The sequence below is a fragment of the Anoxybacillus ayderensis genome, from assembly GCF_013761015.1.
Taxonomy (GTDB): domain Bacteria; phylum Bacillota; class Bacilli; order Bacillales; family Anoxybacillaceae; genus Anoxybacillus; species Anoxybacillus ayderensis.
On record NZ_JACDUV010000001.1, the window covers coordinates 369,476 to 393,522 of the forward strand.

General features: G+C 41.4%; 30 protein-coding genes and 1 riboswitch. Of the genes, 26 read left to right on the forward strand and 4 right to left on the reverse strand.

The window, feature by feature from the left end; translation table 11 throughout:
* Positions 1-30: 30 nt before the first annotated feature.
* The 24 genes from HNR63_RS01855 (at position 31) to HNR63_RS01970 (ending at position 20,240) form a co-directional block, all read left to right on the forward strand.
* Positions 31-390 (forward strand): arsenate reductase family protein, encoded by a 360-nt coding sequence (locus HNR63_RS01855; RefSeq protein WP_021093669.1) that lies wholly within the window; start codon positions 31-33, stop codon positions 388-390.
* A 57-nt stretch (positions 391-447) separates the two neighbouring features.
* A complete protein-coding gene (gene gcvH, locus HNR63_RS01860; RefSeq protein ID WP_021093668.1) occupies positions 448-831 on the forward strand; it encodes a glycine cleavage system protein GcvH in 384 nt (127 codons plus the stop codon).
* Between the two features lie 33 nt (positions 832-864).
* Entirely contained in the window at positions 865-1,113 is a 249-nt protein-coding gene (locus tag HNR63_RS01865; RefSeq protein ID WP_181519615.1) for a DUF2553 family protein, read from the forward strand.
* 97 nt (positions 1,114-1,210) lie between these two features.
* A complete protein-coding gene (locus tag HNR63_RS01870; protein WP_021093666.1) occupies positions 1,211-1,558 on the forward strand; it encodes a ribonuclease M5 in 348 nt (115 codons plus the stop codon).
* A gap of 8 nt (positions 1,559-1,566) precedes the next feature.
* Entirely contained in the window at positions 1,567-1,836 is a 270-nt protein-coding gene (locus tag HNR63_RS01875) for a thioredoxin family protein (RefSeq protein WP_035062821.1), read from the forward strand.
* 129 nt (positions 1,837-1,965) lie between these two features.
* A complete protein-coding gene (locus HNR63_RS01880) occupies positions 1,966-2,265 on the forward strand; it encodes a sterol-binding protein (RefSeq protein ID WP_181519616.1) in 300 nt (99 codons plus the stop codon).
* 64 nt (positions 2,266-2,329) lie between these two features.
* The gene (locus HNR63_RS01885; protein WP_181519665.1) at positions 2,330-3,622 is read left to right on the forward strand and encodes an O-acetylhomoserine aminocarboxypropyltransferase/cysteine synthase family protein; all 1,293 of its coding nucleotides are present in this window, start codon (positions 2,330-2,332) and stop codon (positions 3,620-3,622) included.
* 137 nt (positions 3,623-3,759) lie between these two features.
* Positions 3,760-5,493, forward strand: a complete 1,734-nt coding sequence (locus tag HNR63_RS01890) for a methyl-accepting chemotaxis protein (RefSeq protein WP_181519617.1) — start codon at positions 3,760-3,762, stop codon at positions 5,491-5,493.
* 143 nt (positions 5,494-5,636) lie between these two features.
* Positions 5,637-5,742: riboswitch (SAM riboswitch) on the forward strand.
* Positions 5,743-5,816: 74 nt separating this feature from the next.
* On the forward strand, positions 5,817-6,845 hold the full coding sequence (locus HNR63_RS01895; RefSeq protein ID WP_181519618.1) for a methionine ABC transporter ATP-binding protein: 1,029 nt from the start codon (positions 5,817-5,819) through the stop codon (positions 6,843-6,845).
* Positions 6,835-7,503, forward strand: a complete 669-nt coding sequence (locus HNR63_RS01900; protein ID WP_085787834.1) for a methionine ABC transporter permease — start codon at positions 6,835-6,837, stop codon at positions 7,501-7,503. Before HNR63_RS01895 ends, HNR63_RS01900 begins: the two co-directional genes overlap by 11 nt.
* A gap of 17 nt (positions 7,504-7,520) precedes the next feature.
* Positions 7,521-8,345, forward strand: coding sequence for a MetQ/NlpA family ABC transporter substrate-binding protein (locus HNR63_RS01905; protein ID WP_181519619.1), 825 nt, complete (start codon positions 7,521-7,523; stop codon positions 8,343-8,345).
* Positions 8,346-8,416: 71 nt separating this feature from the next.
* The gene (locus HNR63_RS01910) at positions 8,417-8,761 is read left to right on the forward strand and encodes a carboxymuconolactone decarboxylase family protein (protein WP_181519620.1); all 345 of its coding nucleotides are present in this window, start codon (positions 8,417-8,419) and stop codon (positions 8,759-8,761) included.
* Between the two features lie 182 nt (positions 8,762-8,943).
* Complete coding sequence (sufC, locus tag HNR63_RS01915) at positions 8,944-9,723, forward strand: Fe-S cluster assembly ATPase SufC (RefSeq protein ID WP_181519621.1); 780 nt, start codon at positions 8,944-8,946, stop codon at positions 9,721-9,723.
* 15 nt (positions 9,724-9,738) lie between these two features.
* Positions 9,739-11,043, forward strand: a complete 1,305-nt coding sequence (sufD, locus tag HNR63_RS01920) for a Fe-S cluster assembly protein SufD (RefSeq protein ID WP_019417424.1) — start codon at positions 9,739-9,741, stop codon at positions 11,041-11,043.
* Positions 11,043-12,263, forward strand: coding sequence for a cysteine desulfurase (locus HNR63_RS01925; RefSeq protein ID WP_181519622.1), 1,221 nt, complete (start codon positions 11,043-11,045; stop codon positions 12,261-12,263). Before sufD ends, HNR63_RS01925 begins: the two co-directional genes overlap by 1 nt.
* On the forward strand, positions 12,253-12,693 hold the full coding sequence (gene sufU, locus HNR63_RS01930; RefSeq protein ID WP_021093656.1) for a Fe-S cluster assembly sulfur transfer protein SufU: 441 nt from the start codon (positions 12,253-12,255) through the stop codon (positions 12,691-12,693). The genes HNR63_RS01925 and sufU overlap by 11 nt, the downstream gene beginning before the upstream one ends.
* Positions 12,694-12,716: 23 nt before the next feature.
* Positions 12,717-14,114: a Fe-S cluster assembly protein SufB gene (gene sufB, locus HNR63_RS01935; protein WP_085787839.1), complete on the forward strand. Its 1,398-nt coding sequence runs from the start codon at positions 12,717-12,719 to the stop codon at positions 14,112-14,114.
* Between the two features lie 78 nt (positions 14,115-14,192).
* Positions 14,193-15,041 carry a DUF72 domain-containing protein gene (locus HNR63_RS01940; RefSeq protein ID WP_181519666.1) on the forward strand — a complete coding sequence of 283 codons (849 nt, stop codon included), beginning with the start codon at positions 14,193-14,195 and terminating at the stop codon, positions 15,039-15,041.
* 12 nt (positions 15,042-15,053) lie between these two features.
* Entirely contained in the window at positions 15,054-15,872 is an 819-nt protein-coding gene (locus HNR63_RS01945) for a sulfite exporter TauE/SafE family protein (protein ID WP_181519623.1), read from the forward strand.
* A gap of 23 nt (positions 15,873-15,895) precedes the next feature.
* Entirely contained in the window at positions 15,896-17,284 is a 1,389-nt protein-coding gene (locus HNR63_RS01950; protein ID WP_181519624.1) for a bifunctional metallophosphatase/5'-nucleotidase, read from the forward strand.
* A gap of 53 nt (positions 17,285-17,337) precedes the next feature.
* Positions 17,338-17,640 (forward strand): YunC family protein, encoded by a 303-nt coding sequence (locus tag HNR63_RS01955; RefSeq protein WP_181519625.1) that lies wholly within the window; start codon positions 17,338-17,340, stop codon positions 17,638-17,640.
* 51 nt (positions 17,641-17,691) lie between these two features.
* Positions 17,692-18,438 carry a sporulation protein YunB gene (gene yunB, locus HNR63_RS01960; RefSeq protein WP_019417417.1) on the forward strand — a complete coding sequence of 249 codons (747 nt, stop codon included), beginning with the start codon at positions 17,692-17,694 and terminating at the stop codon, positions 18,436-18,438.
* A gap of 186 nt (positions 18,439-18,624) precedes the next feature.
* Positions 18,625-20,136: a sodium-dependent transporter gene (locus HNR63_RS01965; RefSeq protein WP_181519626.1), complete on the forward strand. Its 1,512-nt coding sequence runs from the start codon at positions 18,625-18,627 to the stop codon at positions 20,134-20,136.
* Complete coding sequence (locus HNR63_RS01970; RefSeq protein WP_021093650.1) at positions 20,136-20,240, forward strand: methionine/alanine import family NSS transporter small subunit; 105 nt, start codon at positions 20,136-20,138, stop codon at positions 20,238-20,240. The genes HNR63_RS01965 and HNR63_RS01970 overlap by 1 nt, the downstream gene beginning before the upstream one ends.
* A 19-nt stretch (positions 20,241-20,259) precedes the next feature.
* Here HNR63_RS01970 and HNR63_RS01975 read toward each other — a convergent pair whose 3' ends face one another.
* A complete protein-coding gene (locus HNR63_RS01975; RefSeq protein WP_085787844.1) occupies positions 20,260-21,231 on the reverse strand; it encodes a M23 family metallopeptidase in 972 nt (323 codons plus the stop codon).
* Between the two features lie 125 nt (positions 21,232-21,356).
* On the opposite strand from HNR63_RS01975, the gene lipA reads away from it, so the two are divergent.
* Positions 21,357-22,271, forward strand: coding sequence for a lipoyl synthase (lipA, locus tag HNR63_RS01980; RefSeq protein WP_343047584.1), 915 nt, complete (start codon positions 21,357-21,359; stop codon positions 22,269-22,271).
* A 49-nt stretch (positions 22,272-22,320) separates the two neighbouring features.
* Here lipA and HNR63_RS01985 read toward each other — a convergent pair whose 3' ends face one another.
* Positions 22,321-22,953, reverse strand: coding sequence for a YhcN/YlaJ family sporulation lipoprotein (locus HNR63_RS01985; RefSeq protein WP_085787845.1), 633 nt, complete (start codon positions 22,951-22,953; stop codon positions 22,321-22,323).
* 112 nt (positions 22,954-23,065) lie between these two features.
* On the opposite strand from HNR63_RS01985, the gene HNR63_RS01990 reads away from it, so the two are divergent.
* A complete protein-coding gene (locus tag HNR63_RS01990; RefSeq protein ID WP_003398297.1) occupies positions 23,066-23,341 on the forward strand; it encodes a YutD family protein in 276 nt (91 codons plus the stop codon).
* A 22-nt stretch (positions 23,342-23,363) separates the two neighbouring features.
* On the opposite strand, the gene HNR63_RS01995 is transcribed toward HNR63_RS01990, so the two are convergent.
* On the reverse strand, positions 23,364-23,636 hold the full coding sequence (locus HNR63_RS01995) for a hypothetical protein (protein ID WP_021093645.1): 273 nt from the start codon (positions 23,634-23,636) through the stop codon (positions 23,364-23,366).
* Between the two features lie 37 nt (positions 23,637-23,673).
* Positions 23,674-23,940, reverse strand: a complete 267-nt coding sequence (locus HNR63_RS02000; protein WP_043964989.1) for a DUF3055 domain-containing protein — start codon at positions 23,938-23,940, stop codon at positions 23,674-23,676.
* Between the last annotated feature and the right edge of the window lie 107 nt (positions 23,941-24,047).

Below are 24,047 nucleotides of genomic sequence, written 5' to 3' on the forward strand. Positions count from 1 at the left end.
TATTGTACATAAGGATGATGAGGTGAGAAAATGACGACATTTTATTGGTATCCAAAATGCGGCACATGTCGCAAGGCGAAAAAATGGCTAGATGACAACAACATTTCCGTACAAGCTGTGCATATTGTAGAACAGCCCCCGTCAAAAGAGCAGTTGCGGACGTTATATGAAAAAAGTGGGCTTGATTTGAAAAAATTTTTTAATACGAGTGGCATGAAGTATCGTGAACTTGGATTAAAAGATAAATTAAAGACGATGACAGAAGAAGAAATGTTACAATTGTTGTCATCGGACGGCATGTTAATTAAGCGTCCAATCATCACAAATGGAGAGCAAGTCATTGTCGGATTTGACGAACAAAAATATCATGAAATGTTTAAATTGTCGTGAAATCGTGTCGAAAATCGTGTATGATGAAAAGGAAAACAATGTGTTGGAGGGACAACGATGAGCATTCCAAAAGAGCTACGTTATTCACAAGAACATGAATGGGTGCGTGTCGAGGGGGATACGGTTCGCATTGGTATTACAGATTTTGCCCAATCGGAACTCGGCGATATCGTATTTGTTGAGTTGCCAGAAGTCGGCGCACAACTTACAGCAAACGAGCCATTTGGTAGTGTTGAATCAGTAAAAACAGTATCTGAACTATATGCACCGATCAGTGGCAAAGTGATAGCTGTGAATGAAGAGTTAAACGATAATCCAGAGTACGTGAATGAATCACCGTATGATAAAGCGTGGATGATCGTCATCGAGCCGAGCGATATGAGCGAAGTAGACAACCTACTAACTGCTGAACAATACGAACAAATGATTAATCAAGACTAAAAAACAAATCGCAGGGCACCCTACAACACAGGGGTGTCTTTTTTGTTGAAACAAAAAACAATCGATATTACAAAAGATGTTGTTGGGAAATTTAATGAAAACGGCAACTTTGGGCTGTTTTATGACAACGAATGTGTTGGAGAGTTTGTTCAGGAAACGAACGAATTCAAGCTGAAAAGCGGATATGTAGAACAACAAGGACGAATTTTGAAAACGGTGACAGTCACTGAACATCCAGATGCGAAATATGTGGATTGCGACACAGAAGGTGGTTGGTGTTAAGGACAGCGGCATCGCTGTCCTTTTCGATTTCATAAAAGGAGAAAAAGTGCAACATAACGAATATAATATACATAAATGAATGTGCAAGGTGATGACGATGGCGATCATTGAAGTAGAAAAAGTGATTATTGTCGAGGGGCGGTCAGATAAAAGAAAGATCGAGAGCATTATTAGTGAGCCAGTAGAAATTATATGCACAAACGGAACGCTCGGTACCGCCAAACTTGATGAATTAATCGAAGCTTTGTACGATAAAGATGTGTACATTTTAGTTGACTCCGATGAGGCGGGAGAAAAATTGAGGCGCCAACTTCGCCGTGAGTTTCCGGAAGCTGAGCATTTATATATTGATAAAATGTATCGTGAAGTTGCAGCTGCTCCGAAACATCATATTGCGGTCGTATTATTAAGCGCAAATATCGATGTACACGCACAATATTTGTAGAAAGTTGTGTGATGATTGTGAAGGTTGTTTATATGTACACGCCATTATGTGGCACGTGCCAAGTGGCAAGCCGTATGGTTGATGTGCTTGAACAGTTATTGCCAACTGTCACGTTTGAGCGTCAAGACTTAAATTATGTGCCTGACAAAGCGATCGAATGGCATATTGAAAGCGTTCCATGCTTACTTATTTTTAAACGCGGCAAACTCGTGAAAAAAATATACGCCTTTCATTCCGTTCCACATGTATATGAAACGTTGCGAAAGCTGGCTGAATAAGCCAGCTTTCGACATATTTCTTGGGAAATTGACGAGGAAGGAAGACATTTGTCGAGCAGTTATAGAAGGAACTCACCGTCTTCGTATGGAAACAATGAATACGACAATACATGGGACGGGGGCGGTTGTATGAATATGTTAACACCAATTTTACCAAATGACGGTTTATATATTCAATTGCAATGGGAAAGCGGGCAAATTTTATTAAGCATATCAAAAGAAGGAATTCAACGCGTTGAAAAAGCGAACGGGGATCGGGTCATATCGATTCGTGGTTCCGCACAGGCCATTATGTCACTACTACAAGGATCGTTAAAACTTCAGCAACAACTTCGCTTAAACGAATTGTCCGTCACAGCATCGTTTCGCCACATTTTATTATTAGAGTCAGTTTTCTTTCTTGCTAAACCGTACGATCTTGTTCATTGACGAGCAGTTTTTATCGTGTTAAAATTCAAAATATTCAACAATTATTCGTTCAGGGGGAGAAATGATGAAATTTGAAACGATTGCTGTGCACGGGGGACTGCAAACCGATCCGGTAACAAAAGCGCGTGCGGTACCGATTTATCAGTCAAATGCGTATTTGTTTGATAGCACAGAGCATGCGGCAAACTTATTTGCATTAAAAGAAGCAGGATACATTTACACGCGCATTCATAATCCGACGGTGACCGTATTTGAAGAGCGAGTAGCAAAGCTTGAAGGTGGTGTAGGGGCTTTAGCAGTGGCGAGCGGCATGGCAGCGATTACGATGGCCATTTTAAACGTCGCTCAAGCAGGAGATAATATTGTGTCTGCTTCTACGCTGTATGGAGGGACGTACAATTTGTTTGCAAATACGTTACCAAAATACGGCATTACAACTCATTTTGTCGATCCAACTGACCCAGAAAATTTCCGCGCTGCAATTACACCGAAAACGAAAGCTATTTTTGCGGAAACGATCGGCAATCCGAGTTTGCATGTGTTAGATATTGAGGCGGTTGCAAACATTGCCCACGAAGCAGGTGTCCCGCTCATTATCGATAATACGTTTGCGACGCCGTATCTTTGCCGTCCGATTGAACATGGAGCAGACATTGTCGTTCATTCTGCGACGAAATGGTTGCTTGGCAACGGGACGACGCTAGGAGGCATCATTGTCGACGGTGGAAAGTTTGACTGGAACTCACCAAAGTTTCCAGCGTTTACGACACCAGATCCGAGCTATCATAACCTCATCTATGCAGACATCGGAGCGGCAGCGTATATTGTGAAAGCACGTGTGCAGTTGTTACGTGATTTAGGACCAGCCATTAGCCCGTTCAACGCCTTTCAATTTAATTTAGGGCTTGAAACGTTGCACGTGCGCATGAAAGAACATATTGAAAACACAAGAAAAATTGTTGCATATTTAGATAATCACCCAGCTGTCCGTTGGGTGTTGTATCCTGAACATGACAACCATCCAGCGAAAGAGCTAGCGAAAAAATATATGCCAAAAGGGGCAGGAGCAGTCGTCGTTTTTGGCATTCAAGGGGGAAGGGAAGCAGGAGCTGCACTTATTAACAATGTGAAGCTTTGGTCGCATGTGGCAAACGTTGGCGATGCAAAAAGTTTAATTATTCATCCGGCAAGCACAACGCATCAACAACTAAGCACAGAAGATTTACAAGCATCTGGTGTAACAGAAGATATGATTCGTTTATCGGTCGGCATCGAAAATGTGGATGATTTAATCGAAGACTTAGAACAAGCGATCGAAGCGGCGACAGGCGTTCGGTCGATGTATTCGAAAGTGTAAAAAAGAGGAGGTAGTCGGAGAAATTCGTCTACTTCCTCTTTTTATTTTTTCTATCAACATATGAAAAATTTTAATTACATTTCGAGAAATTTGACATACAATGTAAATTGTCTATGTTTAACGTCCGGAGGGATACAATGTTTAAGTTAAAAAGTTTACAAACGAAAATGATTGTTAGTTTTTCTTTCATTTTTTTAGTCTGTGGTCTTTTGCTAGGTTTTCTCGTTTACCGTTCAGCTGATCAATTTGTCGTTCAATCTGTCGGAACTCAAGCAAGACATATCGTGGAGAACGCTGCCAAACTTATAGATATGGATCAATATAAAACCATTCGCCCTGAAACGGGAAAGAATGACTACTACCATGAATTACGTGCGATTTTTAGCAGTATGAGAGAGATGAACAATTTGAAGTACTTATATACGATGAATCGGCGTACAGTGGAGGATGGGTACGAGTATTATTATGTCGTCGATGGTTCAGAAGGAGAAGATTTTGCTGATCTCGGAGAAGTGGAAGTAGAAATAAACGATTTTCCTATGTTAATTAAAGCGTTTGAAACGAAAACGCCCCAAGTGGGGGAGTTAAGCTATTCGGAAACGTACGGTGCGCTTGTATCTGCTTACGTTCCTCTTATCGACGAATCAGGGGAAATCGTAGGGGTGTTAGGAGCGGATTTTGATGCAACGAGTATTTATGAACTGATGAAAGAGAACGAAAAAAAGATGTTGTTTTTGACTATTAGTATGCTATTGGTTGTTATACTAATGGTTTTCCTTTTAACGTTATACCTCGTTAAACCATTGAAGCAGCTAACAAAAAGCGTTTATCAATTACGTGAAGGAAAGTTTGATGTAACGTTTGAAGTAAATCGATCGGATGAAATTGGGGAACTAGCCAACGCTTTTGCGTATACGGTACATGAGTTGCGTACGATTATCGATGGGGTGACGCGCACATCTGTCGACTTGAATGAGTCTGCTGGACAAATGTTGAAACGTACAGAAGAAGCTGCTCACCGTATTGAATGCGTGTCGGAGGATATCGATCGTATTTCTAGTGAAACGAATCAACAGCAAGCATATATTGAACGCATTAGCTTAACGATTGATGAAATGTCTCGCGCACTCCAGTCCATTGCTTCGTCTTTAGACGAAACGGTACATGCATCGCAGCACATTAGTCATTTATCGCAAAAGGGAAAAGAGAAAATGGAAGGTTCTACTTATCAAATGAAGAAAATTTCTGAAAAACAGCAAATATCGGTGCAACTTGTCCAAGAGCTTGAAAATAAATCGAAAGAGATTCATCAAATTGTAGAGCTTATTTCTCAAATTGCTGCACAAACCAATTTATTAGCTTTAAACGCAGCGATTGAAGCAGCGAGAGCAGGAGAGCATGGGAAAGGGTTTGCCGTTGTATCGGAGGAAGTGCGAAAGCTAGCTGAACAATCAAGTGAAGCGGCAAGCACGATCGCTGGATTAATTGAAGATATTTTAGTAAAGATGGAACGAGCGGTGAAAGCGATGAATGAAAGCACGCAAGAAATTTATTCTGGAACGAGTGTTTTAGCTGAAACAGGAGCCTCGTTTTACGAAATTATTCAAGAAGTCGCGCGCGTCTCGGATCAAATTGAGTCGATTTCAGCTGCCACAGAGCAATTAAGTTCAAGCAGCGAACAAGTCGTAGATGCCTCTCGTGCTGTTCAAGCGATCGCAAAACGAACGGCTAGTTCGATGACCACTTTTGCTGGCGAAATGCATCAACAGGCCGTTTTCACTCAACAATTGAGCGATACTTCGAAGGAGCTACATCATTTATCACATAAACTTCAAGAAATGATTCGACACTTGAATCGACGTGCAATGTAAGGACGTTAAGGGAAACATCTTCCAATTTTTTATATAATAATTTTTATTGACATCGTCCTTCTTTCGATGATATACTCACATTCGTAGTTCAACATCATTCTTGAATACATTAAAACGTTAACTGAATAAAGCGTTTAAAAGCGCTCTTATCAAGAGAGGTGGAGGGATGTGCCCGATGAAACCCGGCAACCGTCAGCGCTGCTGAAATGGTGCCAATTCACACAAAGCGTTTGCTTTGAGAGATAAGAGACAGAATGGACGATAACGCCTTTCTGTTCTCTTGAACAGAAAGGCTTTTTTCATGGAAGGAAGGTGACAGCGACGTGATTACTTTATCAAATGTAACGAAAGTATACAAAGCAGCAAGCGGAAATGTGACTGCGGTCGATCATGTAAACTTGCATATTGCAGAAGGAGAAATTTTCGGCATCATCGGTTATAGCGGAGCGGGAAAAAGTTCGCTTATTCGATTGTTAAATGGACTAGAAAAGCCGACAAGCGGTGAAGTCATTGTCGATGGAAAAGATATGGGGAAAATTAGTGGGAAACAATTACGACAAGCTCGTCAGCAAATCGGGATGATTTTCCAACATTTCAACTTACTTTGGTCGCGAACGGTGCGTGAAAATATTGCTTTCCCGTTAGAAATTGCCGGTGTGCCGAAAGAGGAACGGATGAAGCGTGTCGATGAGCTCATTCAACTCGTCGGCTTGCAAGGAAGAGAAAATGCATATCCGTCGCAATTGAGCGGAGGGCAAAAACAGCGCGTCGGCATTGCGCGTGCGTTAGCGAACAACCCGAAAGTGTTGCTATGTGATGAAGCGACGTCGGCCCTTGACCCACAAACAACCGATTCGATTTTAGATTTGCTCGTCGATATTAATAAACGTCTCGGTTTAACGATCGTGTTAATTACACACGAAATGCATGTCATTCGTAAAATTTGCGATCGCGTAGCGGTCATGGAAAACGGAAAAATTGTTGAAATGGGCGAAGTGCTTCATGTATTCCGTAAGCCAGAGCAACCGATTACGAAACGATTCGTCCAACAAGTGACGGAGCCGGAGGAAACGAAAGAAGCGATGTTGCATCTTCTTGAACGATATCCGAACGGCAAAGTTGTTCAACTTACATTCGTCGGCGAAGCGGCTGAGCAACCGCTCATCACGCAACTTATTCGCCAATTCGATTTGAATGTGAATATTTTGCAAGGGAAAATTTCGCAAACGCATCACGGTTCATATGGGGTGCTATTCATTCATTTAGACGGTGCGAATGAAGAAGTTGAGCGAGCGCTCGCTTTTATTCGCCAGCAAGAAGTGGAAGTGGAGGTGTTGGCGAATGTGGAATGAACTATTCCCGAACGTCGTTTGGGATAAAATATGGGCAGCGACAATGGAAACATTGTATATGACCGCTGTTTCTGTTGTAGCGACGTTTGTACTTGGCATTTTACTTGGTTTATTGCTGTTTTTAACGTCTAAGGGAAACATATGGGAAAATCGTTTCGTTAACGGTGCTATTGCGTCGTTCGTCAACATTTTCCGCTCGATTCCGTTTATTATTTTAATTATTTTGCTTATTCCGTTTACAAAACTTGTCGTTGGCACGATTCTTGGAGCAAACGCTGCGTTGCCAGCACTCATTATCGGTGCCGCACCGTTTTATGCGCGCATGGTAGAAATTGCGCTTCGTGAAATCGATAAAGGTGTCATTGAAGCCGCAAAAGCGATGGGTGCGACGACATCGACAATTATTTGGAAAGTGCTCCTTCCAGAAGCGCTTCCTGCACTTGTATCTGGAATTACAGTGACGGCGATTGCGCTCGTTGGATATACAGCGATGGCAGGAGTTGTTGGCGCTGGAGGGCTCGGAAATTTAGCGTATTTAGAAGGGTTTCAACGCAACAATAACGATGTTACATTTGTTGCAACAGTGCTCATTTTAGTGATTGTCTTTATTATTCAGTTTATTGGTGACTTTGTCACTTCTAAAATAGATAAACGATAAAAAGGAGGAAGAAACAAATGAAGAAATGGATCTCTTTACTTGTTGCTGCAATTGTTGTTTTAGCGCTTGCTGCTTGCGGAAAAAGCGAAAGTGCGGAAGAAAAAACGAATAAACTTGTCGTTGGTGCATCAAACGTACCACATGCGGAAATTTTAGAGCGAGCAAAACCGATTTTAAAAGAAAAAGGGATTGAATTGGAAATCGTGACGTTCCAAGATTATGTATTGCCGAATAAAGCGTTAGCTGATAAAGAGTTAGATGCAAACTATTTCCAACACATTCCTTACTTAGAAGCACAAATGAAAGAACATGGTTATGATTTTGTTAACGCTGGCGGTATTCATATTGAACCAATCGGCGTATACTCTAAAAAATATAAAAGCCTTGAAGAACTACCAAACGGGGCAAAAATTATTATGAGCAACTCTGTTGCAGACCACGGTCGCATTTTATCGATGCTTGAAGAAAAAGGTTTAATTAAATTAAAAGATGGTGTTGATAAAACGAAAGCGACAGTTGATGATATCGTTGAAAATCCGAAAAACTTAGTGTTTGAAGCAGATGTCGAAGCTGGTTTACTTCCTCAAGTATATAAAAATGACGAGGGAGATGCGGTATTAATTAACGCTAACTATGCGTTAGATGCTGGCTTAGATCCAGCGAAAGATCCAATTGCGGTAGAGTCACCAGAAAACAATCCATATGTTAACATTATTGCGGTTCGTAAAGGTGACGAAACACGTAAAGAAATTCAAACGCTCGTTGAAGTGTTGCAATCAAAAGACATTCAAGACTTCATTTTAGAAAAGTATAACGGTGCAGTCATTCCAGCGACAAAATAAGGATGTCCATTCGGGCATCCTTTTATATTTTTCGGAAAACGACACATGATAAAAAGGAAGGAGGAGTGATTATGTCGATGGAACAATTTTTACACGAATATAAACAAGGGCTAGGAACGTTTACACAACAAATGCCGAAGGTTGGGCAAACGTTTAATGCGTTTACAGAGGCGTGTTTTGCGCAAGGGGCGTTGTCGAAAAAAGAAAAGCAATTGATCGCATTAGGCATTAGTGTTGCTAAACAAGATGAATATTGTACGATTTATCATACGAAAGGATGCATCGACGAAGGAGCGACAGAAGAACAAATATTTGAAGCATGTGCGGTTGCTGCTGCGTTAGCTGGGGGGGCGACAATGAGCCAAGCAGTCACGCTCGTTCGCCAATGTATCGATGAATTCACTCGCATGCACTAAAAGGATAGGGCTCTCCTATCCTTTTTTACATATGTGATAAAGTAAACAAACTTTCTAAACAAAAAAGTATCAAAATGCTTGCAATAAGGTTGCTAATACTTTTCATCTGTTATAAAATTGTAATGAGAATAAAATGAGAATTACGTTTTTATGAACATAAGCGAAACTGGAGGTATTTTTTTATGGCAACATTAACGATTAAAGATCTTCACGTTGCAATTGATGGAAAAGAAATTTTAAAAGGGGTCAACCTTGAAATTAAAGGTGGCGAGTTTCATGCCATCATGGGACCAAACGGAACGGGAAAGTCGACATTATCTGCCGCAATCATGGGCCATCCAAAATATGAAGTAACAAAAGGAAGCATTACATTAGATGGGCAAGACGTATTAGAAATGGAAGTAGACGAACGGGCTCGCGCAGGTCTTTTTTTAGCGATGCAATATCCGAGCGAAATTAGCGGTGTGACAAACGCTGACTTCCTTCGTTCAGCCATTAACGCACGTCGTGGAGAAGGAAATGAAATTTCATTAATGAAATTTATTCGTCAATTAGATGAAAAAATGGCGTTTTTAGAAATGAATCCAGATATGGCGCATCGTTATTTAAACGAAGGATTCTCAGGTGGAGAGAAAAAGCGGAATGAAATTTTGCAATTAATGATGTTGCAGCCGAAAATTGCAATTTTAGACGAAATTGACTCAGGTCTTGACATCGATGCATTAAAAGTTGTTGCAAAAGGTGTAAATGAAATGCGCAACAGCGAATTTGGCTGTTTAATTATTACCCACTATCAGCGCCTATTAAACTACATCACACCAGATTATGTGCATGTTATGATGCAAGGACGCATCGTGAAATCAGGCGGTCCAGAATTGGCGCAACGTCTTGAAGCTGAAGGATATGACTGGATTAAAAAAGAGTTAGGCATTGAAGATGAAGTCGTTGAGCAAGAAGCGTAAGCGTTAGGAGGATTTATGATGATTGAGACGAAACTACCATTCGACCAACAGTATGTGCGCTCTTTTTCCGAAGGGCGTGGAGAACCGGACTGGCTTTTAAACGTTCGCTTACAAGCTCTTGCGCAAGCGGAACAACTTCCTTTACCGAAGCCAGATAAAACGAAAATCGATCGTTGGAACTTTACACAATTTTCTACTCATCTCGTTGAAAGCGCTCCGCTTTCTTCTTTAGAAGAGCTGCCAGAGCAAGTGAAAGTGCTTATTGATATCGATGAACAACAAAAAAACGTATATGTGCAACGCGACCATACATGTGCGTACGTATCGCTTGCGGATGAGTTGAAAGAAAAAGGCGTCATTTTTACTGATTTAGCGACAGCTGTTCGCGAGCATAGTGATCTTGTGCAAAAATATTTTATGGACGGTGTGAAAGTAAATGAGCATCGTTTGACAGCGCTTCATGCTGCCCTTGTAAACGGCGGGGTGTTTGTATACGTGCCGAAGCATGTACAAATTGACGTGCCGTTGCAAGCGGTATACGTGCATGAAAAAGCGGAAGCGTTGTTTAATCACGTCATTATTGTTGCGGATGTGGGCAGTAAAGTAACGTATGTGGAAAACTACATTTCAACATGTGAACGTTCGGAAGCGATCGTCAACATCATTACAGAAGTGTTTGCGCGAGATGATGCGCAAGTGTTTTTCGGTGCGGTAGACAATTTGGCAAAGGGAACGACTGTCTATGTCAACCGTCGCGGTGTGACAGGGCGTCATGCGCGCATCGAATGGGCGCTCGGTTTAATGAACGACGGAAACACGATCTCAGAAAATATTACTCGCTTAATCGGTGATGGATCAGTCGGCGATACGAAGACAGTCGTTGTGAGTCGCGGTGAGCAAGTGCAAAACTTTACGACGAGCGTCATTCATTACGGAAAACATACAGAAGGCTACATTTTAAAACACGGCGTTGTTAAAGATGAAGCGACATCGATTTTTAACGGCATTGGTAAAATTGAGCACGGGGCATCGAAATCGAATGCGGAACAAGAATCGCGTGTACTTATGTTAAGTCCAAAAGGACGCGGAGATGCGAATCCGATTTTATTAATTGACGAAGATGACGTGACAGCAGGCCATGCGGCATCTGTCGGTCGCGTTGACCCAACGCAATTATACTATTTAATGAGTCGCGGTATTCCAAAAACGGAAGCAGAGCGATTAATTATTCACGGCTTTTTAGCGCCGGTTGTTAATGAAATCCCAATTGAGCGTGTGAAAAAACAATTAATTGAAGTGATCGAAAGGAAAGTTAAGTGATGAACGTAAAAGAACTTCGTCAACTATTCCCGATTTTAGATCAACAAGTCAATGGCAAACCGCTCGTTTATTTAGATAGCGCGGCAACATCGCAAAAGCCGTTGCCGGTTATTGAAGCGATTGACAATTATTATCGCCAATACAATTCGAACGTTCATCGCGGTGTGCATACGCTTGGCACAAAGGCGACGGATGCCTATGAAGGGGCGCGCGAAAAAGTGCGCCGCTTCATCGGTGCTGCCTCAACGGAAGAAATTATTTTTACACGCGGGACGACAACAGCGATTAACTTAGTGGCGGCAAGCTACGGTCGAGCAAACGTGGGTGAAGGCGATGAAATCGTTATTACGTACATGGAACACCATAGCAACATTATCCCTTGGCAACAAGTTGCGAAACAAACAGGGGCAACGTTAAAATACATCCCGCTACAACCAGATGGTACAATTCGATTAGAAGATGTCGAACAAGCGGTGACACCGAATACGAAAATTGTAGCTGTCATGCACGTATCCAACGTGCTCGGTACAATCAACCCAGTAAAAGAAATTGCCCAAATTGCTCATAAGCACGGTGCGGTTGTTGTTGTTGATGGAGCGCAAAGCACACCGCATATGAAAGTAAACGTGCAAGACATCGATTGCGATTTTTATGCCTTTTCAGGCCATAAAATGTGCGGCCCGACAGGTATCGGTGTATTATACGGCAAAAAACGTTTACTTGAGCAAATGGAACCTGTTGAGTTTGGTGGGGAAATGATTGATTTTGTCGGCCTTTATGAGTCGACGTGGAAAGAGCTTCCGTGGAAGTTTGAAGGCGGCACACCAATTATCGCTGGAGCGATCGGGTTAGGCGCAGCTATTGACTTTTTAGAGGAAATCGGCTTAGACAATATTGCAGCCCATGAACATAAGCTGGCGCAATATGCGCTTGAACAGCTTGCGACGATTGAAGGATTAACGATTTACGGTCCGAAAGAACGGGCAGGCCTTGTGACATTCAATATTGAAGATGTGCATCCGCATGATGTAGCGACGGTTTTAGATGCGGAAGGCATTGCTGTTCGTGCTGGTCATCATTGTGCGCAGCCGCTTATGAAATGGCTAAACGTGACAGCAACTGCACGGGCAAGCTTTTATTTATACAATACAGAAGAAGAAATTGACGCACTCGTTTCAGCATTAAAGAAAACAAAGGAGTATTTCAGCTATGTCTTTTAATAGCCATTTAGATACGTTGTATCGGCAAGTGATTATGGACCATTATAAAAACCCGCGAAATCGCGGGGTATTAGAAGGGGAACACGTCGATATAAACATGAACAACCCGACGTGTGGCGACCGTATTCATTTAACGTTAAAAGTAGAAGACGGAAAAATTGTCGATGCGAAATTTGAAGGAGAAGGTTGTTCTATTTCGATGTCATCTGCATCGATGATGACAGAGGCGATTAAAGGGAAAACGATTGAAGAAGCGTTGAAGTTATCAACGATTTTTTCCGACATGATGCAAGGGAAAGATTATGACGATTCAATCGATTTAGGAGATATTGAAGCGCTTCAAGGTGTATCCAAATTTCCTGCACGCATTAAATGTGCAACGTTAGCTTGGAAAGCGATGGAGAAAGGGTTGCACGGGCAACAAGGATAGTCATAAAAAAGGAGGCGAACGGAATGGCAAAAAAAATGCCAGAAATCGGTGAATATAAGTACGGTTTCGCCGATAAAGACGTATCTGTTTTCCGCGCTGAGCGCGGATTAACACGCGAAATTGTAGAAGAAATTTCGCGAATGAAAAATGAACCACAATGGATGCTTGAATTTCGTTTAAAAGCGTTAGATATTTTTTACAGCATGCCGATGCCACAATGGGGTGGCGATTTATCGAGTTTAGATTTTGATGAAATTACGTATTACGTTAAACCATCAGAAAAATCTGGACGTTCATGGGATGAAGTGCCTGAAGAAATTAAAGCAACGTTTGATAAACTCGGTATTCCAGAGGCGGAACAAAAATATTTAGCTGGGGTATCTGCACAATACGAATCGGAAGTTGTATACCATAACATGAAAGAAGATCTAGAAAAATTAGGTGTCATTTTTAAAGATACAGACTCGGCGCTAAAAGAAAATGAAGATTTGTTCCGCGAGCATTGGGCAAAAGTCGTTCCGCCGACAGATAATAAATTTGCGGCGCTAAACTCAGCCGTTTGGTCGGGTGGCTCATTCATTTACGTTCCAAAAGGTGTAAAAGTTGATACGCCGTTGCAAGCGTATTTCCGTATTAACTCTGAAAATATGGGACAATTTGAACGGACGTTAATTATTGTCGATGAAGGAGCGCATGTTCATTACGTCGAAGGCTGTACGGCGCCTGTATATACGACAAACTCGCTTCATAGTGCAGTCGTTGAAATTATCGTGAAAAAAGGCGCGTATTGCCGTTATACGACGATTCAAAACTGGGCGAACAACGTCTTTAACCTTGTGACAAAGCGCGCGGTTTGTGAAGAAAACGCAACGATGGAATGGATCGATGGAAACATTGGATCGAAATTAACGATGAAATATCCAGCGGTCGTTTTAAAAGGAGAAGGTGCACGTGGATTGACCCTTTCGATCGCGATTGCTGGCAAAGGGCAACATCAAGATGCTGGTGCGAAAATGATCCATTTAGCACCAAACACGTCATCGACGATCGTATCTAAATCGATTTCAAAACAAGGTGGAAAAGTCACATATCGCGGTATCGTTCATTTCGGACGAAAAGCGGACGGTTCTCGTTCAAATATTGAGTGTGATACGCTCATTATGGATAATCAATCGACATCCGATACGATTCCGTATAACGAAATTTTAAACGACAACGTTTCGCTTGAACATGAAGCAAAAGTATCGAAAGTATCGGAAGAACAACTATTTTATTTAATGAGCCGCGGCATTTCCGAACAAGAAGCGACAGAAATGATCGTGATGGGCTTTATCGAGCCGTTTACAAGAGAATTGCCGATGGAATACGCGGTTGAAATGAACCGTCTCATTAAATTCGAAATGGAAGGTAGCATTGGATAATAAATAGCTGATGATCTGCGCCATGCAGATCATCGGCTTTTTTTGTATGTTGTGGTAAGATGAATGTAGGTGATGAATATGATTTATGTCGGATTAACGGGATGGGGCGACCATGACAGTTTATATCCGTCTCGGCTTGCGTCGAAAGATAAGTTACAAGCATATGCGGCTCACTTTCCAACCGTTGAAGTTGATGCGTATTTTTATGCCATTCAACCGCGTCAAAACGTTGAAAAATGGTTGGCGGAAACGCCTGCGTCATTCCAATTTATCGTGAAGGCGTATCAAGGAATGACGGGGCATCAACGGGGCGACATTCCATATGCAAACAAAGACGAGATGTTTACCGCATTTCTCCAATCGATTGAGCCGTTTCAACAAGGAAATAAGCTCGCGATGGTGCTGTTTCAATTTCCGCCGTGGTTCGATTGTAAAAAAGAGCATGTTCACTATTTGCGTTGGTGTCGGGAGCGAATGAAAGATCTTCCTGTGGCGCTTGAATTTCGTCATCAATCGTGGTTTTCCCCTTCGTTTTACGAAAAGACGTTGCGTTTTATGGAGGAAGAGCGATGGATTCATAGCATTTGCGATGAACCGCAAGCGAGGGAAGGATCGGTACCGACCGTTCTTCATCCAACAGATCGAAAGAAAACGCTCATTCGTCTACACGGACGCAATGTCGCTGGCTGGAATAAAAGAGATGACGAAAATTGGCGTGCCGTCCGTTATTTATACCGCTACAACGAGCAAGAGCTACAAGAGTGGGCACAACATATTCGTATGTTACAAACAAAATGTGAACACATTTACGTACTATTTAACAACAATTCAGGCGGAGATGCGGCTCATAATGCAAAACAGTTGTTGCAGTTGTTAGGCATTGAGTATACAAATTTGGCACCGCGACAATTAGACTTGTTTTCATAATGGGGGATGAAAATGGAGTATATATTTCTTTTAATCATCGGTTTTTTAGCCGGAACGATTGGTAGCCTTGTCGGTTTAGGGGGAGGGGTGATTATCGTTCCCGCGCTTCTTTTTTTAAGTGCTGCGCACGTATTGCCGACCATTTCACCGCAAGCAGCTGTCGGAACATCGCTTGTTGTCATTATTTTTAATGGATTATCATCAACTTTAACGTATATGAAGCATAAGATGGTTGACTATAAAAGCGGTTTGTTTTTTTTCATTGGTAGTGGACCAGGGGCGATGCTTGGCGCATGGGTGAATCAACATGTACATATGCACCATTTTTCGCTTTATTTCGGATTGTTTCTTATTGCCGTTTCGTTTTTGCTTATGTTTCAATCCCGTTTATCCCCATCTGAAAAACGAACGTTTCCTGTTGTGCGTACATATGTCACAAATGAAGGGGAGGAAGTGACGTACGGATATCATCCGTTTAGCGCTACGCTCATTGCGTTTGTTGTCGGGTTTGTTGGTGGATTTTTTGGGATCGGTGGTGGGTCGCTTATGGTGCCTGCGATGATGCTCTTATTCTTATTTCCTCCTCACGTTGCCGTTGCGACATCGATGTTTATCGTCTTTTTATCGTCTATTGTTAGTTCAATGACGCACGTCTTTATGGGGAATGTCGCTTGGACGTTTGCGTTTTCGCTTATTCCGGGCGTATGGATTGGGGCGAAATGTGGGGCGTGGCTTAATCGAAGACTAAAAGGAAAAACGGTCGTGACGTTATTGCGAATGGTACTTATTTTACTTGGTGTTCGTTTAATCATGCAAGGACTTGGATTGTAAAAAAGAAAGGTGTGTTGCAAGCGTTGAGGGAGACGATACATATTTATCATACAAACGATGTGCATAGCCATTTTGAGCGATGGCCAAAAGTTGTTCACTATTTACAAACGGTGAGAAAAAAGCATCAACAAAATCGCGAGCATATGGTTTTACTTGATATTGGTGATTTTATTGATCGTTTTCATCCCCTTACTGAAGCATCAGCAGGAAAGGCAAACGTCATTCTTTTAAACGATGCCGCATACGATGCGGTCACGATCGGGAATAACGAAGGAATTACGCTTAGTCATGAACAGCTCGATACGTTGTACACGAACGCTACGTTTTCGGTCATCGTGGCGAACGTTTTTTATGAAAACGGAGAGCGCCCACATTGGATGAAGCCGTATATCATTATGACGTTTGGACATGTTCGCGTTGCGTTTATTGGGGTGACCGTTCCGTTTCAGACGTTTTATGAACTGCTTGGATGGCGTGTTGCCGATCCGTTTGATACGGTTGCTCAGCTCATTGAAGAGCTTTCAGAAAAAGTGGATGCCATTGTTTTATTGTCTCATTTAGGGATAAATGATGATGAAAAAATGGCTCATATGTTTCCGCAATTGACTGCGATTTTAGGTGGACATACACATCACGTATTTGAACATGGAAAACGAGTGAACGAAACATTGCTTTGTGGGGCAGGGAAGTTTGCACATTACGTTGGATGCTTAACATTGACGATCGATAAAAACAATCGGAAAGTAGATGCGCGTGCATATGTACAACATACCGATACATTCGAACATGAATGCGTTGAAACAAAACGAAAATTAAATCATATGATTGAGCAAGCAACAAATGCATTGGCACAACCGATTGTGTATTTGCCCGAACCGTTACATATGGACTGGTTTTCCCCTTCCCCATTTGCGTTGCTTCTTGCGCAAGCGTTAAACGAATGGTGTGAAGGTGATATAGCAATGGTCAATGCGGGTGTTTTGCTTGCATCATTGCCAAAAGGTGTTGTGACAAAAGGGGATATTCATCGCATTTGTCCGCACCCAATTAATCCTTGCAAAGTATATTTGCGCGGAAGCGAATTAAAAGAAGTCATTTTGCAAGCGGAAACGGAACAAATGAAACAGTTGCGGGTGAGAGGATTTGGATTTCGTGGTGAAGTGATGGGACAGATGGTGTACGATGGCGTCACGATTGAGAAAGAGACCATGTCGGACGGTCAAGAACACGTGCGTCGCATTTTTATTCATCATCAGCCAATTGATGAGCAAAAAACGTATGCGGTCGCAACAATTGATATGTTTACGTTCGGACACTTGTATCCAGAAATCTATCGTGCGAAAAAGAAATATTACATGCCCGAAATGTTGCGGGATGTGCTTGCATGGAAGCTAAAAAACATGTATCAATAGGCACCCTTCGATCTTTTATTCATACATTGAATAAAAGAAAGGAGCGTGAATATATGATCGAATTAAAGCCGTTATGGATTGACGGGGAGCCGTTTACGGCCATTTCTGTTCAGTTGCCTAAAACGACGTTGTTAGTTGTTGCTAATGATAAAGGATATATTATGTGTGGGGCGTTAGATGTCGCTTTGTTAAACGAAAAATTGCGTGACCGTGGCATTGTAGCTGGAAGAGCAGTAGGAGTGCGGACAATTGATCAACTGTTAGAAGCACCGCTTGAGTCTGTTACGTTTGCTGCTGAACAATTAGGTATTTCACGTGGAATGAAAGGAAAAGACGCCTTGCTCCTGATGAAATAAAATAATAATCCCCTGCTTGATCGCATACATATAGCGTGAGAGGGGGGATTTTTGTTGTATCAACAACTACGTAAAAGAAGAAAACCGCTACCCATCCGCTATATTTTTTTAATTACCTTTGTTTTTTTTATCATTTCGACTGTTGCGAGCCTTTGGTTTATTAATAGAGGAATTGAACCAACACTGATGGCGATCGCCGAAAAAGAAACGCGCCGCTTAGCGAATTTAGTGATCAATAATGCGATTAATCAACAAATTGCTGAAGACGACTTTCGAGTTGAAAACTTTATCAAAATTGAAAAAGATGAGCATGGGAAAATTTCTGCGATAGATTTTAATGCTACCGTTGTGAATCGAGTATTAGCTAAAACGACAAATCGTGTTCAACGAAATTTAAAAGCGGCATCAGAAGGAAAACTATCCGCGCTTGAGTTCCCAGATGTTCAAATTGAAACGGAAAAAGAACAAGGAATCGTCTATTATATCCCGCTCGGACAAGCAACGAATAACGTATTGTTAGGAAATTTAGGGCCGCGCATCCCGGTTCGTTTTTACGTCATTGGGGATGTTCATTCGGACGTAAATAAAAATATACGTCCGTTTGGCATAAATAATGCTTTAATAGAAATAGCAATTCATATTGAAGTCAACGTGCAAATTATTATTCCATTTGCAACAAAAACGGCAACGATTCAAAACGACATTCCTGTAGCGATTCAAATTATTCAAGGGGAAGTTCCACAATTTTATAATCAAGGTGGGGAAGGAAATACGTCAATTGAAATTCCAGTTGAATAATAAAAATTCTGAAAATTTTATTTTTTAAAATATTATTTTGACAAAAAGCTTGTCCGTTGATATACTTAAAACTAAAATGAAACAAAAAAGTCTGAAAAATTAAAATAATCGAACGAGGAGGTGCTCATCTTTTTATTGCGTAACGATATGAAAAAATCAAAAACTCACTGAGGAGGGTATTTCATTATGGAGAGTCGTCAACAATGGGGCACACGCGCTGGCTTTATTTTAGCAGCTGCTGGCTCGGCAATTGGATTGGGAAACATTTGGAGGTTTCCAGCTGTCGCATATGAAAATGGTGGAGGGGCATTTTTTCTACCGTATTTATTTGCATTATTAACAGCAGGTATTCCAATTCTTATATTGGAATTTGCGCTTGGACATAAGTATCGCGGTTCAGCGCCATTAACGTTCGCCCGTCTAAGCAAAGGAACAGAATGGATTGGTTGGTGGCAAGTCCTTATTTCATTCGTTATTTCAACGTATTATTCCGTCGTTATTGCATGGGCGATGTCTTATACGTATTTTGCTTTCACATCAAAATGGGGAGAAAATACAGGGGACTTTTTATTCGGTGAGTATTTGAAATTAGCAGAAACACCGGGCACGTTCGGAAGTTTAGTTCCAGCTGTTTTCATTCCACTTCTTCTCGTTTGGATCATTAACTTAGCCGTTTTGTATAAAGGTGTTCGTAAAGGAATTGAAGCGGCAAATAAAATTTTCTTACCAACGCTTGTCGTTCTTTTCTTTATTATCGTCATTCGCGCTGTGACGTTAGACGGAGCGATCGAAGGATTAAATGCATTTTTCAAACCGAATTGGGATCAAATTATGAACGGAAAAGTATGGCTTGCGGCATATAGCCAAATTTTCTTTAGCTTATCGATTGCATTTGCTATTATGATTACTTACTCAAGTTATTTACCAAAAAAATCGGATATTACGAATAACGCATTTATTACAGGTTTTGCAAACTCAGGATTCGAGTTATTAGCTGGTATCGGCGTATTTAGCGTCCTTGGCTTTTTAGCACAACAACAAGGCGTAGAAGTAAGCGAAGTTGTTAAAGGTGGCGTTGGATTGGCGTTTGTCGTCTTCCCACAAATTATTAACCAATTCCCTGCATTCAATGAGCTTTTTGGGGTATTATTTTTCCTTTCGTTGACACTAGCAGGACTGACATCGCTTATTTCTATTTCAGAAACGTATGTTTCAGCGATTCAAGAAAAGTTTGGTATATCTCGAACGAAAGCAGTTCTCGGCGGTGGAGGAGTAGCTGCACTCATCGCATTAGTATTCGCTTCAAACGGCGGATTATATTTCTTAGATGTTGTTGACTATTTCATTAACAACTTTGGTGTTGCGCTCGTTGGATTAGTTGAAGTTGTTGTCATTGCATGGGTGTTAAAAGAACTAAATGCCCTTCAAACACATGCAAATAGCGTATCAGATATTATGGTAGGCGCATGGTGGAAAATTTCGCTCTCTGTTGTCACACCAATTGTTTTAGGATACATGATGTTTGATAGCATTAAAACAAATGTGAAAGAAAATTATGGTGGTTACGATACGTTATTCGTCGTTAAATACGGATGGACTGTTGCGGCGCTTGTCATCGTTCTCGGTTTTGTTCTTTCAGTAAAACGTTGGAAAGATGGAGTACTTTCCGTTCCGACAGACAAGGAGGTTTCGAGCTAATGGAAACAAGTGCGCTTATTATGATGCTTGTCGGTATGGGAATTATTTGGGGAGGTTTTGCTGCGAGCGTCGCTCATGCAGTAAAGAAAAGTCGGCAATCATAAAAAAGATGGGGCATATGCCTCATCTTTTTTTCGTGCGTTCTTGTCGTTCCCACTGTTTTAAGTAAGGATATGGGTCAAACGACCATTCCGTATAGCCGTTATCTTTATACATGCCGTAGTGAAGATGGGGTGGAAATTTACCTGATGTGCCAGGTGGTCCGTAACCAGAACTTCCGACTGAACCGATCAACATGCCGGGCTCTACAATCGTTCCTTCCTCTAAGCCGTTAGCAAATCCGTTTAAGTGCGCAAAATAATGGTACGTATTGTTTATATCACGAATGCCGATCCGCCACCCTCCGTATTTGTTCCATCCTTTTAATTCAACGATGCCGTAACATGTTGAGCGAACAGGAGTACCATAATGTGCAAAAATGTCCGTTCCTTCATGAATACGTCTTCCGCCCCATCCGCGTGCATCTCCCCACGTACTGCGATAACTATATTCAAATCGTCTTGGAATTGGAAAAGCGTATTGATCGAGTTGTAGCGTTCCAAAATGTTTATATAGTTTCACTTTGCCTAAAATGATATCGATGGTTTTGCTTCGCTCATAATAATCCCATAGCGCCATTTTAATATGCGTATGATCTGTGCCATATGACCGCAAAAAGCGGGCGAATGCAAATAATACATCCTCGTCGTTTGTTCGATCCGCAATACCATCACCATTTCCATCTATTCCTATGCCGCCAAATTGGCTAATTGTAAATGGGTTTTGATCTTCTTTATTTTGATTGAGTGGTCCAGCCCATCGTTCAGGGGGAATGTAAATGCCGATGACTCCAGTTGGTTTTGGTAAATCGCGACGCGCTTGGCGAATGCTCCGCTCATATTGATCAACGGCTGCGAAGTAGTACCAAGGAATGAGCGAGATGGCTTCTGCTTTTTTATAAAGTTCCATTCGTTGATCATACAAATCATTTGGTGCAGCAGCGAATGACTGGAACGGAATGAAAAGAAAAATGATTATGCACCATAATGTTTTCACGCATTCTTTCTCCTTTCTCCGATGTTCATATCATTAGTTTGAGGTAATCGACTGTTTTCATAAATAAAAAATGTTGGAAAAACAAACTGTTTTGTATTGTAAGGCAATAACTCGTATAATGGGTAATGTACATTAACGAGTGGAGCGTGAAAATGATGTCAACAAAAGAACAGCACCTTCGCAAACCAGAGTGGTTAAAAATAAAGTTAAATACGAATGAACATTATACAGGCTTGAAAAAAATGATGCGCGAAAAACAATTGCATACGGTGTGCGAAGAAGCGCGTTGTCCAAATATTCATGAATGTTGGGCCGTTCGTCGCACAGCGACGTTTATGATTTTAGGCGATGTATGTACGCGCGCTTGCCGTTTTTGCGCTGTGAAAACAGGATTGCCAACGGAGCTAGATTGGCAAGAACCAGAGCGTGTTGCTGAATCCGTTCGTTTAATGAATTTAAAGCATGCTGTTGTGACTGCTGTTGCGCGCGATGATTTAAAAGATGGCGGTGCAGCTGTATTTGCTGAAACGGTACGTGCTATCCGGCGGAAAAATCCGTTGACGACGATTGAAGTATTGCCGTCTGATATGGGTGGTGTATATGAAAACTTAAAAACGTTAATGGACGCTCGTCCTGACATTTTAAATCATAATATTGAAACAGTTCGTCGCCTCACTCCGCGCGTTCGTGCGCGCGCAACGTATGAACGTTCACTTGAATTTTTGCGCCGTGCGAAAGAAATGCAACCGGATATTCCTACAAAATCAAGCTTAATGGTCGGGCTTGGTGAAACAAAAGAAGAAATTTTAGAAGCAATGGACGATTTACGGGCAGTCGGAGTGAATATTTTGACGATCGGGCAATATTTACAACCGACAAAAAAACATTTGAAGGTGGAGAAATATTACCATCCTCATGAGTTCATGGAGTTAAAAGAAATTGCGTTAGCGAAAGGATTTAGTCATTGTGAGTCTGGTCCGCTCGTTCGCTCTTCTTATCATGCTGATGAGCAAGTACAATCGGCAAAAGCGAATGAGTAAACATATCATTAAGGATGTCCCTTTTATGTATGTGGGACATCCTTTTTTGTTATTGCATCATGTTCATTTCTTCGCGTTGCACACCGTTTTCATTTTCTCCGCTACTCACTTTTCTACCTTGTGGTGACTTGAGCATTTCTTTAATCGTTTGTTGTAAAACTTGATCGATATTTTGACTATTTGCATCTAAACGGCCGAATCGCTCAATATCTTGGAACATGCGCGGATTGTCTGAAACGTATACGTGATAATAACGTGGAACGACAGAAATAGCTGTTTTTTTCACTTGATCGGCTGTTTCAAACCGATTTGTACTGTCTGTTTTGTAAACGACAAACACGGTATCGTCTGTGACGAGCGTCCCAACGTCATAAACGTTCGGAAGTTGGGTGCACAGTTTGCTAATTAAATCCGCGACATTTTCGCGATTTAATACAGGTATTGTCGCATACTGTGTTGTATCACCCGGAATTGGGCTTTTTTGATGTCTTACGTAACCGAAATTTGTTAATCTCGAATCCATTCCGTTTCGGACACCATGTTCGTTATATAAATCGTTTCGTGAACGAACGTTGATCGTTGTTCCGCTTTTTTCATACAAAGATGTGGATTCGTTCATTCCTGCGCATCCAGATAATAAAGCGATTGTACTAATCCCTGTCAGTAACCATGTATTCCGCAAAACAACTCCCCCCTTCTTTTTTATTATTTGTTTTATTCAAAGCGTTATAATGGTGATTGCTTGGGAGAAAGACATGTTTTATGATAGAAATGGAAAGAAGAGGTGAGGGCATATGATTTGTATTCATAATACATGTTACGAGCTTGTAGAAAATGTGCGTAACGGCTTTAACGAAGAAGCGTTTCGTGCGCGCTACACGGATATTTTAAATAAATATGATTACATTGTTGGCGATTGGGGATATAATCAGCTTCGCCTTCGTGGCTTTTTTGATGACCATAACCAAAAAGCGACATATGATACGAAAATAAGTACATTATCCGAATATTTGTTTGAATATTGCAATTTTGGTTGCGCTTATTTTGTGTTACGTAAAGTGAAAAAATAGGTCAGGACGTCTGACCTATTTTTCATGAGTACGGTTGTTGGTCATTTTCGCTAGGATCATCGTGAACGGGATGCGCGCCTGGATCTTGACGCGGAATGTTTTGGTGAAGCGATTTATACTCGTAATTAAATGCGCTGTAATATCGCTGCCCTTTTCGCCACGGGGTACTTTTATTTTGAACGGGTTCATGTTCGCCACGTGGGGAACCGTATGGACCTTCGGGCAACGTTTCTGGTACGAGAAAATTTTTCATCGCTTCCACAGTTGAAAAATCATGATACGTTTCATCGGTCATGTGAATTCTTCCTTTCGTTTTTTACATAGCGTACCACTTAACCGACGATTTCATGTAAAAAGCTTCGCAACTCGTTTGCATCTTCTTCATTTAAGTTATATATGTGTTCAATATACCCAGGCTGTTGCAAGTCATCTGAACCGATAATCGCATATCGATTGCTTTGTAAATCGAGTACGAGCGCTTTGCCATAAAAACGGTCTGTTTGGACGATCGCTAAATCAAACCGTTCATTTTTGCCAGCGAAGCTAACAAATCGAGTTTTTGTATCTACTGTATCGTCATATAAAAAGAAACGTTCCATATTGTATCCCTCCATATCGTGTATCGTTGCTTCTTCATCTTAACAAATTTCTGTTAGCTGTGTAAAAGAAAGCGCTATGCTACAATAAAATAAAAAACAGAAAGGAA

Coding starts and splice junctions, on each gene's coding strand:
- HNR63_RS01970 (WP_021093650.1), top strand. CDS start 20,136: ATGGAAACAAGTGCGCTTATTATGATGCTTGTCGGTATGGGAATTATT.
- HNR63_RS01945 (WP_181519623.1), top strand. CDS start 15,054: ATGGAGTATATATTTCTTTTAATCATCGGTTTTTTAGCCGGAACGATT.
- sufD (WP_019417424.1), top strand. CDS start 9,739: ATGATGATTGAGACGAAACTACCATTCGACCAACAGTATGTGCGCTCT.
- HNR63_RS02000 (WP_043964989.1), bottom strand. CDS start 23,940: ATGGAACGTTTCTTTTTATATGACGATACAGTAGATACAAAAACTCGA.
- HNR63_RS01855 (WP_021093669.1), top strand. CDS start 31: ATGACGACATTTTATTGGTATCCAAAATGCGGCACATGTCGCAAGGCG.
- sufC (WP_181519621.1), top strand. CDS start 8,944: ATGGCAACATTAACGATTAAAGATCTTCACGTTGCAATTGATGGAAAA.
- HNR63_RS01870 (WP_021093666.1), top strand. CDS start 1,211: ATGGCGATCATTGAAGTAGAAAAAGTGATTATTGTCGAGGGGCGGTCA.
- HNR63_RS01925 (WP_181519622.1), top strand. CDS start 11,043: ATGAACGTAAAAGAACTTCGTCAACTATTCCCGATTTTAGATCAACAA.
- HNR63_RS01905 (WP_181519619.1), top strand. CDS start 7,521: ATGAAGAAATGGATCTCTTTACTTGTTGCTGCAATTGTTGTTTTAGCG.
- gcvH (WP_021093668.1), top strand. CDS start 448: ATGAGCATTCCAAAAGAGCTACGTTATTCACAAGAACATGAATGGGTG.
- HNR63_RS01965 (WP_181519626.1), top strand. CDS start 18,625: ATGGAGAGTCGTCAACAATGGGGCACACGCGCTGGCTTTATTTTAGCA.
- HNR63_RS01910 (WP_181519620.1), top strand. CDS start 8,417: ATGTCGATGGAACAATTTTTACACGAATATAAACAAGGGCTAGGAACG.
- HNR63_RS01890 (WP_181519617.1), top strand. CDS start 3,760: ATGTTTAAGTTAAAAAGTTTACAAACGAAAATGATTGTTAGTTTTTCT.
- HNR63_RS01900 (WP_085787834.1), top strand. CDS start 6,835: ATGTGGAATGAACTATTCCCGAACGTCGTTTGGGATAAAATATGGGCA.
- HNR63_RS01885 (WP_181519665.1), top strand. CDS start 2,330: ATGAAATTTGAAACGATTGCTGTGCACGGGGGACTGCAAACCGATCCG.
- HNR63_RS01955 (WP_181519625.1), top strand. CDS start 17,338: ATGATCGAATTAAAGCCGTTATGGATTGACGGGGAGCCGTTTACGGCC.
- sufB (WP_085787839.1), top strand. CDS start 12,717: ATGGCAAAAAAAATGCCAGAAATCGGTGAATATAAGTACGGTTTCGCC.
- HNR63_RS01940 (WP_181519666.1), top strand. CDS start 14,193: ATGATTTATGTCGGATTAACGGGATGGGGCGACCATGACAGTTTATAT.
- HNR63_RS01990 (WP_003398297.1), top strand. CDS start 23,066: ATGATTTGTATTCATAATACATGTTACGAGCTTGTAGAAAATGTGCGT.
- sufU (WP_021093656.1), top strand. CDS start 12,253: ATGTCTTTTAATAGCCATTTAGATACGTTGTATCGGCAAGTGATTATG.
- HNR63_RS01995 (WP_021093645.1), bottom strand. CDS start 23,636: ATGACCGATGAAACGTATCATGATTTTTCAACTGTGGAAGCGATGAAA.
- lipA (WP_343047584.1), top strand. CDS start 21,357: ATGTACATTAACGAGTGGAGCGTGAAAATGATGTCAACAAAAGAACAG.
- HNR63_RS01880 (WP_181519616.1), top strand. CDS start 1,966: ATGAATATGTTAACACCAATTTTACCAAATGACGGTTTATATATTCAA.